The sequence below is a fragment of the Janthinobacterium sp. 35 genome (assembly GCF_002754575.1).
GTDB lineage: Bacteria > Pseudomonadota > Gammaproteobacteria > Burkholderiales > Burkholderiaceae_D > Janthinobacterium > Janthinobacterium tructae.
The window spans coordinates 5,494,607-5,506,492 of the sequence record NZ_PEFN01000001.1 but is presented as its reverse complement, the minus strand read 5'-3'; the positions used below and the strand labels follow the sequence as shown (position 1 = coordinate 5,506,492).

5 protein-coding genes are annotated in these 11,886 nt (G+C 64.2%); 4 read left to right on the top strand and 1 reads right to left on the bottom strand.

Features of this window, described 5'->3' with window-relative positions; translation table 11 throughout:
• Positions 1-190 precede the first annotated feature (190 nt).
• From CLU93_RS24530 to CLU93_RS24515, 4 genes are read left to right on the top strand one after another with little or no spacing between them, the layout of a single operon-like run.
• On the top strand, positions 191-3,670 hold the full coding sequence (locus CLU93_RS24530) for a response regulator (protein ID WP_099764585.1): 3,480 nt from the start codon (positions 191-193) through the stop codon (positions 3,668-3,670).
• Positions 3,670-4,548: a CheR family methyltransferase gene (locus CLU93_RS24525; protein WP_099763718.1), complete on the top strand. Its 879-nt coding sequence runs from the start codon at positions 3,670-3,672 to the stop codon at positions 4,546-4,548. The genes CLU93_RS24530 and CLU93_RS24525 overlap by 1 nt, the downstream gene beginning before the upstream one ends.
• Entirely contained in the window at positions 4,545-5,735 is a 1,191-nt protein-coding gene (locus tag CLU93_RS24520; RefSeq protein ID WP_099763717.1) for a hybrid sensor histidine kinase/response regulator, read from the top strand. Before CLU93_RS24525 ends, CLU93_RS24520 begins: the two co-directional genes overlap by 4 nt.
• 7 nt (positions 5,736-5,742) lie before the next feature.
• Positions 5,743-8,625: a response regulator gene (locus CLU93_RS24515; RefSeq protein WP_180287933.1), complete on the top strand. Its 2,883-nt coding sequence runs from the start codon at positions 5,743-5,745 to the stop codon at positions 8,623-8,625.
• Here CLU93_RS24515 and CLU93_RS24510 read toward each other — a convergent pair.
• A complete protein-coding gene (locus CLU93_RS24510) occupies positions 8,622-11,822 on the bottom strand; it encodes a PAS domain-containing protein (protein WP_257225081.1) in 3,201 nt (1,066 codons plus the stop codon). The two genes, CLU93_RS24515 and CLU93_RS24510, sit on opposite strands and share 4 nt — an antisense overlap.
• Positions 11,823-11,886 lie beyond the last annotated feature (64 nt).

The following is an 11,886-nucleotide window of genomic DNA, read 5'->3' as shown; positions in this document are numbered from 1 at the left end:
CTTTGATCTGTCTCAATCGTAAAAAGCTTGATTTTCCTTAAATTTTATCTGTGTGCTATCGCGCTTTGCAGCGTCTTGCAAGTCGGCAATTGAGCGCAAGGCTGTTATGCTAGCGCACGCTTTGTTTGAGCTTCAGAAAACTTGCATTTCAATTAAAATTGTTTTTTCGCGACAGCCTACCACGGACATGATGAATACCAAGACCCCGATCGATTCCTTCAGCTTTCGCCGCATCCTCGCCCGAAACGTGACCTTGCCGCTGGTCATCGGGGTCGTCACCGCCCTCGTGTTTGTCGGCCTGATCGCCTACCTGCTCTCGGCCCTGCGCTCGGTCGAGCATTCGGAACGGGTGATCGGCAATGCGAATGAAGTCATGAAGCTGTCGGTCGACCTGGAAACGGGCATGCGCGGCTACCTGCTGACGGGCGACGAAACGTTTTTGGCGCCGTATAAATCGGGCAAGGCCAAGATCGCCGTGGAAATGACGACCCTGCTGGATCTCGTGTCCGACAGTCCCATCCAGACGGACCGCCTGCGCCGCATCCGCGCGCTGCAAAACCAGTGGATGGAGTATGCGGAAGGCGTGATCGCCCAGCGCCGCAGCAACCAGGAATTCCTTGCTCGCGTGCGCCAAGGTGAAGGCAAGCAGGAATTCGATGAAATCCGCCGCGAATTCCTCGCCTTCCTGTCCATGGAACAACGGCTGCGCCAGGAACGGTCCGACACGGCGGAGGGCCGCACCATACTGGCCGTGGTGGTGTTCCTGATCCTCAGCCTGGGCATGTCCGGCTTGCTGGCCTACCTGGGCCGGCGCGAACTGCTGCGCCTGTCCGACATCTACAACGATGCGCTCGAGCAGCGCGGCAAGGACAACGAGGTGCTGCAGGAGCAAGCCTGGCTGCGCACGGGACAGACGGAGCTGGCGGCCCATACGAGTGGCCAGCTGGGCCTGCCGCAACTGGGACGGCACGTGCTCGACTTCCTGGCCCACCGCCTCGACGTGGCCGTCGCCACCCTGTACGTCGTCGACGAGGATGGCAGCCTGCGCCGCACGGCCGTGTACGGCTTCAATGAACAGGGCGTGAAAGAAAAACAGGTCTTCAAGCTGGGTGAAGGCCTGGTGGGCGAGACCGCACGCGAAAAACGCCTCAAGCATGTGCGGCAATTACCCGACAATTATCTGACCGTGACCTCGAGCCTGGGCAGCGGCGCGCCGCTGGAACTGATCCTGGCACCCGTCAACAATGAAGGTGTCGTCAACGGCGTCATCGAACTGGGCTTTACGCATCCCGTCAGCGCCCGCACCAAGGAATGGCTGGACCTGATTGCAGCCAATATCGGCACGTCGCTGGAAGCGGCCCTGTACCGCCAGCGCCTGCAAAATGTGCTGGAAGAAACCCAGCAACTGAATGAAGAGCTGGAAGTGCAGCAGGAAGAATTGCGCACGGCCAATGAAGAGCTGGGCGAGCAGTCGCGCGTGCTGGAACAGTCGCAAGCCCACCTGGAAGAGCAAAAAGCGGCGCTGGAGCAGTCGAACCAACAGCTGGCCGTGCAGGCGCTGTCGCTGGACCAGAAGAACATGGCCATCGGCCAGGCGCACGCCCAGCTGGAAGCCCGCGCGGAAGAGCTGCAGCGTGCCAGCCGCTACAAATCCGAATTCCTGGCGAACATGTCGCACGAGCTGCGCACGCCGCTGAACAGCTCGCTGATCCTGTCCAAGCTGCTGTCGGACAATAGCAGCGGCAACCTGACGCCGGAGCAAGTGACGTTTGCGCAAACCATTTATTCGGCCGGCAATGATTTGTTGACCCTCATTAACGATATCCTCGACATTTCCAAGGTCGAGGCGGGCAAGCTGGAATTGACGCCGGAAGCCGTGCCCTTTGACGAACTGCTCAGCGGCATGAAGATGCTGTTCGGCGCCCAGGCGCAGCAAAAGAAACTGGCGTTGAATATCAGCGTGGCGCCGGACGCACCGCCGTCCTTCGTCAGCGACCGCCAGCGCCTCGAGCAAATCCTGAAAAACCTGCTGTCGAACGCCATCAAATTCACCGATACGGGCAGCGTGTCCCTGCACGTGAACACCGATGCGGCGGGCCAGGTGCGCTTCCAGGTGCAAGATACCGGCATCGGCATCGCCGACGAGCAGCAGCAAAAGGTGTTCGACGCCTTCCACCAGGCCGACGGCACCACCAGCCGCCGCTATGGCGGCACGGGCCTGGGCCTGTCGATTTCGCGCGATCTGGCCGCCTTGCTGGGCGGCAGCATCGAGCTGGCCAGCACGCCAGGCCAGGGCAGCACGTTTACCCTGGTGCTGCCGGCCGTCATGCCGGAACGCGCCGTGGAAGCGGCAAGCGTGCCCGTCGCCGCGCCGCAGGTGCCCGCAAAAATCGCCGCAGTGCCCAAGGCGGCGCCAGCCGCCAAGCCCGTGCCGCTGCCCACCTTCCAGGATGACCGGAACAGCGCGCCCCCAGGCAAGACGGGCCAGCGTTCCGTGCTGGTGATCGAGGATGAGCCGTCGTTTGCCGGCATCCTGTTCGACCTCGCGCATGAAATGCAATACCGCTGCCTGGTGGCGCACGGCGCCGACGAAGGCTTGCGCCTGGCGCAAGAGTTCCTGCCCGACGCCATCCTGCTCGACATGGGCTTGCCGGACCGCCCGGGCTTGCTGGTCTTGCAGCAATTGAAGGAAAACCCGCTGACGCGCCACATTCCCGTGCACATTGTCTCTGGCAATGACCAGATGCAGGAAGCCATGCAGCTGGGCGCCATCGGCTATGCCACCAAGCCGCGCACGCGCGATCAGTTGAAGGAAGTGTTCCGCAAGCTCGAATCGAAATTCACGCAAAAGATGAAGCGCATCCTGCTGGTTGAAGATGACGAACGCCAGCGCGAAAGCGTGGTGCACCTGATCAGCGACGACGACGTGGAAATCACGGCCGTGGCGCTGGGCGAGCAGGCTTTGGCCCTGCTGAAGACGCAGATTTTCGACTGCATGATCATCGACTTGAAGCTGCCCGATATCCAGGGCAACGAATTGCTCGAACGCATGGAACATGAAGAACTGTGCTCGTTCCCGCCCGTCATCGTCTACACGGGTCGCAACCTGAGCCGCGAGGAAGAGGCGGACCTGATGAAATACTCGCGCTCGATCATCATCAAGGGCGCCCGCTCGCCCGAACGCCTGCTCGACGAAGTGACCTTGTTCCTGCACAAGGTGGAGTCGGAACTGTCGAGCGAGCGCCAGGGCATGCTGCAGCAGGTGCGCAGCCGCGAACGCGTGTTTGAAGGCCGCAAGATTTTGCTGGTGGACGACGACGTGCGCAATATCTTTGCGCTGACGAATGCGCTGGAACAGAAAGGCGTGGTGGTGGAAATCGGCCGCAACGGCTTCGAAGCCATCAGCAAGCTCAACAGCGTGGAGGATATCGACCTGGTCTTGATGGACGTCATGATGCCGGGCATGGATGGCCTGGAAGCGACGCGCTTGATCCGCGCCGATGGCCGTTACAACAAGCTGCCCATCATCGCCATTACCGCCAAGGCCATGAAAAATGACCAGGAAGAATGCCTGCAGGCGGGCGCGTCCGATTACCTGGCCAAGCCGATCGACCTGGACCGTTTGTATTCGCTGCTGCGCGTGTGGATGCCGAAGATGGAACGCATGTGATGTCCCTGCGCACCACGGACGCGCAACTGCATGCGCTGATGGACGCGATCTGTCAGCGCTACAGCTATGATTTTCGCGACTACTCGTTACCCTCGCAGCGCCGGCGCCTGAACCAGGCGCTGGAGCGCTTGCATTGCGCCGACCTGCCCGCCCTGCAGCAACTGGTGCTGGACGACCCGGCCGCCTTTGGCAAGCTGCTGCAGATTTTGACCGTGCCCGTCACGCAAATGTTCCGCGACCCGGCGTTTTTCCGCGCCTTGCGCGAACAGGTGGTGCCCGTGCTGAAAACCTACCCGTCGCCGACGCTCTGGGTCGCCGGCTGCTGCACGGGCGAAGAGGCGCTGTCGCTGGCCATCGTGCTGCACGAGGAAGGCTTGCTTGAGCGCAGCACGATTTACGCCACCGACATCAACCCGCAAGCGCTGGCCACGGCCGCGCGCGGCGTATATCCGCTGCACCGCATGGCCGACTACGGCGACAATTACCTGGCCGCAGGCGGCCTGGGCCAGCTGGCCGAGTACTACACGGTCGAGCATGCCACCGCGCATTTCCAGCAGCGCCTGCTCGACCGGATCAACTTTGCCGATCACAGCCTGTCCACGGACAGCGTCTTTATTGAAACGCAATTGATTTTGTGCCGTAACGTACTGATTTACTTCAATAAAACCTTGCAGGAACGGGCTCTGGGCCTGTTCCACGACTCGCTGTGCCATCGGGGTTTCCTGGGCCTGGGCAGCAAGGAAAGCACACATTTCACCCGCTTTTCCGCCGACTTCGAGCCATTGCCGGGTGCCGAAAAGCTCTACCGCAAGCGTGCGCCGTCGCACGCCGCTTCCCACTACGCTGGACGGCATGGTCATGCCAGGAATGAAACATGATGAATGAAACAAGCACCAAACTGCTGATCGTCGACGATTTGCCGGAAAACCTGCGCGCGCTCAATGCGCTGATCCGCGAGAGCGACCGCAGCGTCTACCAAGCCTCTTCGGGCGAAGAGGCGCTGGCCCTGCTGCTGGAACACGATTTCGCGCTGGCCATCCTCGACGTGCAAATGCCGGAAATGGATGGCTTTGAGCTGGCGCAATTGATGCGCGGCACGGAAAAGACGCGCCACATCCCCATCGTCTTCGTCACGGCGGCCGGCAAGGAAATGAATTTCGCCTTCCAGGGCTACGAAAGCGGCGCCGTCGACTTCCTGCACAAGCCGCTCGACATCAATGCCGTGCAAAGCAAGGTCAACGTCTTCGTGGCCCTGCACCAGCAACGCAGCGAGACGCGGCGCCAGGTGCAGGCGCTGGAACACAGCCGCCAGCAGCAGGAAGCGTTATTGAAAGAATTACGTGCCACGCAGGCGGAGCTGCAGCGCTCGCTGCGCCTGCGCGACGAATTCATGTCCATGGTGGCGCACGAACTGCGCACGCCATTAAATACGCTGTTCCTGGAAACGCAGATGCGCACCGTCAACCTGGAACGGGGCAACCTGGCCGCCTTCGAGCCGGACAAGCTGAACAAGATGGTGGCGCGCGACGGGCGGCAAATCCGCAGCATGGTGCGCCTGATCGACGACATGCTCGATGTCTCGCGCATCACCAGCGGCAAGCTGTCGATCCGCCGCGAAGCCGTCGACCTGACCAGCCTCGTGCGCCGGGTGGCGGACGACCTGGCGCCGTATGCGGCCACGACGGGCAGCGTGCTGGAAGTGATGGCCTTCGAGCCGATCCAGGGGTTCTGGGATGCCTTCCGCGTCGAGCAGATCGTTGTCAACCTGATCAGCAATGCCGTGCGCTACGGCCAGGGCCAGCCCGTGGAAATCAGCCTGGCGCACACGCAGAACAGCGCCGTCATCGAAGTGCGCGACCATGGCATTGGCATCAATGCGCGCGATCAGGAACGCATCTTCGACGCTTTCGAGCGGGTCATCCACCAGGACCGCACGGGCGGCCTGGGCCTGGGCCTGTTCATCACCAAGCAGCTGGTCGATGCGCACGGCGGCGCCATCACCCTGCAAAGCCAGCCCGGCAATGGCGCCCTGTTCAGCGTCACCCTGCCCCTGGCCGGCAGCTGAGGCCGGCATGAGCAGCACACCTGCCCCCCGCAGTCAGGCCGGCACCAGCGGCGTGGCCTTTTTGCTGCAACTGGAACGCCGGCTGCGGCTGCTGCAAGACACGGGCGACATCCTCTCGCTGTCGGCGCAGCTGCTGGGCCAGCGCCTGGGCGCACAGCAAGTGGCCTGTTTCGATATCGACCAGACCCTGCAATGCTCCACCCTGCAGCATGCGTGGAGCGATGGCCTGGCGCCCGGTGCCGCCGGCGAATATTTCCTTGGCGACTATGCCGCCCGCCTGGCCGATGCGCTGGCCGCGGGCCAGGCGCTGGCCGTCAGCGATGTGGCCAGCGACCCGCGCACGGCCACGCCGGCCGCGCTGGCCACGTTTGCGCGCCTGGGCATCCGTGCCTTCCTGAACATTCCCATCGCCAAGGAGGGCCGGTTGGGCGCCCTGTTCGTCGTGCACAGCCGCGCGGCGCGCCTGTGGCATGCGGACGAGATCGAACTGGCGGTGCAAGTGTCGGAACGGGTCTGGTCGACCATCTTGCGGGCGCAGGCGGAATCGCGCTTGCGCGCGCTCAGTGCCAGCATGGAAATGCAGGTGGCCGAGCGCACGCGCGAATTTGGCCGCACCTGGAACGTCAGCCCCGATTTGCTGGGCGTGCTCAACCTCGACGGCTATTTCGAGCACTCGAACCCCGCCTGGCAAGCCACGCTGGGCTGGTCGGTGGAGGAAATCCGCACGACGCGCTTCCTGGAACTGGTCCACCCGGACGATTTGCCGCGCACCCATGCGGCCTGGGAGGCGGCCAACCAGGGCCAGCCGGCGCTGCGCTTCGAAAACCGTTACCGCCACAAGCTGGGCGGCTGGCACTGGCTGTCGTGGGTGGCCGTGCCCGAGGGCGAGAAGGTGTATTGCAGCGCGCGTGACATCACCGTGGAAAAGAAGCTGGAAGCGGACCTGGCCGCGCGCAACAGCGAGCGCGAGCGGCTGTGGCGCAGCGCGCAAGACCTGATGGTGGCCATCGATGCCGACGGCTGCTTTGCCGCCGTCAACCCGGCCTCGGCCGCCATCCTGGGCTGGCTGCCCGAGGAAATGCTGGGCCGCAGCCTGTTCGACTTCGTGCTGCCCGAGGATGCCGCCGCCACGCGCCTGGCGCTGGCGCACGTGACGCAGGAAGCCATGCCCAGCTTTGAAAACCGCTACCGGCACCGCGAGGGCGGCCACCGCTGGCTGTCGTGGGTAGCGGCGCCCGAAGGCGACCTGGTGTTTGCCACCGGGCGCCATGTCACGCTGGAAAAGGAAGCGCAAAGCACCTTGCGCAGCATGCGGGAATCGTTGCGCCACAGCGAGATGGCCCTGCTGCAATCGCAAAAACTCGAAGCGCTGGGCAAGCTGACGGGCGGCGTGGCCCATGATTTCAATAACGTGCTGCAAATTATCTCGGGCAATCTGCAACTGCTGCAAATGACCCTGGACGACGACCCGCTGGCCGCCAAACGCATCGCCAGCGCCTCGGACGCCGTGGAACGGGGCGCCAAGCTGTCGGCCCAGCTGCTGGCTTTTGCGCGGCGTCAACCATTGAAACCGCTGGTGACGGACCTGGCGCAACTGCTGCGTTCGACGGAAGAGCTGCTGCGGCGCGCCACGGGCGAAAGCATCGAAACACGTTTGCTGCTGGCCGACGACTGCTGGCGCGCCCTGGTCGACCCGCACCAGCTGGAAAACGTCATCCTCAACCTGGCCATCAACGCGCGCGACGCGATGGATGGCCAGGGCCAGTTGACCATCGAACTGGGCAACAGCGTGCTGGACAGCGACTATGCGGCGCGCCATGCGGACGTGGCGCCCGGCGATTACGTGCAGCTGACCGTCTCGGATACAGGCACGGGCATTCCCGCCGACTTGCTGGACAAGATTTTCGAACCGTTCTTCACGACGAAGAAGGAAGGCGAAGGCACGGGCCTGGGCCTGTCCATGGCGTACGGCTTCCTGCGCCAGAGCGGCGGCCACCTGACGGTGGATAGCGTGCCCGGCCATGGCAGCACCTTCCGCATCTACCTGCCGCGCTCGCTCGAAGCGGAAACGGAATTGCCGCTGCAATTGAGCGGCCCCGTTCTCGGTGGCAAGGAAACCATACTCGTCGTGGAAGACGACGTGCAGGTGCAGACGACGGTGGTGGACATGTTGCGCGGCCTCGGCTATGGCGTGCTGCGCGCCAGCGATGGCGAAAGCGCGCTGGCCATCGTCGGCAGCGGCGTCCCCATCGATTTGCTGTTTACGGACGTGGTGATGCCTGGCAAGGTCGCCAGCACGGAACTGGCGCGCCAGGCCCGGTTGCTGCTGCCGCATCTGGCCGTGCTGTTTACCTCGGGCTACACGCAGGACGCCATCATGCAGGGCGGCCGCCTGGAGCCGGGCGTCGAGTTGTTGAGCAAGCCGTACCGGCGCGAAGACCTGGCGCGGCGCATCCGCCACCTGCTGGCCAACGGCCGCCACGTGACGGCGCTGCAGCAGTACCGCGCGCAGCTGGCGCCGCAAGCTGCGCCGGCGCTGCCGGCAGGACGCCATATCCTGCTGGTGGAAGACAATGCGGATGCGCGCGCCATGACGAGCGAACTGCTGGCCATGCTGGGACACACGGTGCAGGCCGTGGGCACGGCCGAGGCAGCATTGCCCCTGCTGGGCACGCCGGGACTGGAACTGCTGCTGACCGATATCAGCCTGCCGCAGATGTCAGGCGTCGAGCTGGCCGAACTGGTGGCGCGCGAGCGGCCGCAACTGGAAGTGGTTTTTTCCACCGGCCATGCGCCGGCCAATTCCGGCGTGCTGGATCCGGCCGCACGCTTCCTCGTCAAACCATTTACCGTCGAGCAATTGCAGCAAGCCCTGCAGGCGCCAACCTAGTAAACATCCTGCCGGCGCGCCTTCAGTGCGCCGGCCAGCTCTTCCAGGCCAAACGGTTTGCGCAGGAAGCGCGCGCTGGCGTCCTGCATCAGGCTTGCTCCCCAGTCGTGCCCGGACGCAAACACCACCTCCAATTGCGGCCAGTGGGCGCGCGCATGGCGCGCCAGTTCCAGGCCGGACATGGTGGGCAGGCTGATGTCCGTCACCAGCACTTCCAGGCCCGGCATGGCCAGCAGGGGCAAGGCTGCCTCGGCGCTGGCCACGCCATGCACGGTATGCCCCAGCATATTGAGCATCTCGGTCGTCATTTCACGCGCATCGTCATTGTCTTCCACCAGCAGGATGCGTCGCCCCGACGGGTCGGGCGCGCCCACCAGGCGGCGGTCGGCCAGCACATGGCGGATGCGCCGCGCCAGGTCTTCGCGCTGGTAAGGCTTGCTCAACAGCTCCACGCCCGGGTCCAGGCGCCCGCCCTGCATGATGGCGTTGTGCGTGTAGCCCGAGGTAAACAGCACGGCCAGCTCCGGCAGCAGCAGCCGCGCTTGCTGCGCCAGCTCCTTGCTGCTGACGGGACCGGGCATGACCACGTCCGTAAACAGCAGGTCGATGGCCACGCCCGTGCCCAGCAGGGCCAGCGCCGAGGCGCCGTCGTCCGCATGCAGCACGTCGTAGCCCAGGCCGCGCAGCATGTCGACCACCGTGTGCCGCACGGGCGCATCGTCTTCCACCACGAGGATGGTCTCGCCGCCGCCCAGCACCGGGCCCGTCAGGTCCGCTGGCGGTTCGGCCAGCTTTTCCAGCGAACGGGGCAGGTAAATTTTAAACGTCGTACCGGCGCCGGGCGCGCTGTGCACCTTGATGTGGCCCGCGCTCTGGCGGATGAAGCCGTAGGCCATGGACAGGCCCAGGCCCGTACCTTCGCCTTCGCGCTTGGTGGTGAAGAACGGTTCGAAAATCTGGTCGATCACGTCGCGCTCCATGCCATGGCCCGTGTCGGTGATGGTCAGCAACACATATTGCCCCTCCAGCACGTCGGCATGCAGGCTGGCGTAGGCGGCATCGAGCGTGACATTGCTCAAGGTGAACGTCAGGCGACCGCCCCCTTCCATCGCGTCGCGCGCATTGATGGCCATGTTCAGCAGCACGTTTTCCATCTGGTTCGGGTCGACCAGGGTATGCCACAAGCCGTCGCTGATGAAGGTTTCCTCGGTGACTGCTTCGCCCAAGGCACGGCGGATCAGCTCATGCATGCGGCGTAGCAGGCGGCCCAGGTCCGTCACTAGCGGCTTCAACGGTTGACGCCGCGCAAAGGCCAGCAGTTGCGACGACAGCTTGGCGCCCCGCTCGACGGCCGAGGCGGCCGAATCGAGGCGTCTGGCGGCCTGAGGATTATCGGCCACCGTCAGTTTCAGCAACTGTAAATTGCCGGAAATGATTTGCAGCACGTTATTGAAATCGTGGGCCACGCCGCCCGTCAGCTTGCCGATCGATTCCAGCTTTTGCGCCTGCAACAACGCTTGCTCGCTGCGCACCAGCGCCAGCCGCGCCTCTTTTTCATCGGTGACGTCGCGGCCGATGGCGTGGATCAGCTTTTGCGCCGGCACGGCCGTCCAGGAAATCCAGCGGTAGCCGCCATCGCGGCGCCGGTAGCGGTTTTCCATGCGCAAGGTGGGCGCGCCATGGGCCAGGCGCGACAAATCCTGCAAGGCCGCCATGCGGTCGTCCGGATGCACGAGGCTGATGAAATCCATGCCCAGCGATTCGATTTCCGGCCGCTCCAGGATCTTGCTCCAGGCGGGATTGACGGCGATGATCATGCCGGCCAGGTCCGCCACCAGCATGATGTCGGTCGACAGCCGCCACATGCGGTCACGGTCGGCCGTGCGGTTGGCCATTTCCACTTCCAGCGAGGAATTCAGGTAGGCCATCTTTTCCAGCACGTTTTTATGTTCCTGCACGTCCGTATTCGTGCCCACCCAGCGCAGCACCGTGCCCGCCTCGTCGAACAGGGGCAAGGCGCGCGCCAGGAACCAGCGGTAGGCGCCGTCGCTGGCGCGGCGCATGCGGAACTCGTGTTCGTAGGCGCTGGCCGTGGCGACGGCCCGCTCCCAGCTAGTCTGCGTGGCCTGCACGTCGTCCGGATGCACGCACTGGCGAAAGCCGCTGGTGACCAGCGACTTCAGCGATTGCCCCGTGTACTCGCACACCTGCTCATTGACCCAGTAGGTGGCGCCGCTGCCATGCGCCAGCCAGGCCTGGTTGGGCATGGTCGAGGCAAGCGAACGGAATTGTGCCTCGCTGTCGAGCAAGGCATTGCGCGCCTGCCAGTGCTCGTCGATGTCTTCGCACGAGCCATACCATTTCACGGGCTGGCCCCGCTCGTCGAGCCGGCAATACGCGCGCGAGTGCACCCAGCGGTAGCGGCCATCCTGGCGGCGCACCCGCATCTCCTGGTTTAGCGGCTGGCCGCTGCCCAGCGCTTCGCTCCAGGCCGCCAGGGAATGGGCCACATCGTCGGGGTGGATGGCGTCCAGCCAGCTGGTGCCCAGGCCATTGCCGCCCGTCCATTCGCGCCAGCGCTGCGCCACATAGTCGAGCTTGCCGTCGGTGTCGGCCGTCCACAGTACTTGCGTGTTCAGTTCGATGGCGTAATGAAAGTGTTCGCGGCTGTCGTGCAGCGCTCTTTCCAGCTGGCCCCGCTCGATGACATGCGCGGCCACGCGCGCGGCCAGCGCCAGCAGTTCGATTTCCGGTTGCGTGGGATGGCATGACGCGGGGAAGAACAGGCCCAGCACGCCCAGGATATGCCCCTTGGCGCCGAACACGGGGGCGACCCAGCAGGCGCGGTAGCCGTGCAGCATGGCTTCCTTGCGGCCCGCGCTCCAGTGCACATCGCGCGTGATGTCGCCGCAATACACGGGCGCGCCGGAAAAGGCCGCCATACCGAACGGCGAAGGCTGTTCGCCGCCGTGGCGCAAGGCCAGGCACAGGTCTTGTGGCAGGCTGGGCGCGGCCAAGCCGCAAAAGCGGTCGGCCTCGTCGATGAGCAGCAGGCAGGCATGCGCGCCGCCATCGGCCAGGTCTTGCAACGCCAGCAACAAATGCTCCAATGCATGGGCCGGGTCGGCGCCTGCCGCGATACTGCCCAGCGCACTATGCTCGGCGTCCAGCAAGGAAAGAATGTTGTTTGCGTGCACCGTGTCGATATGGGGAAAACTGATGCCCGGAATATACCATGGGGCACCCCTCTTGCAGGAGGAA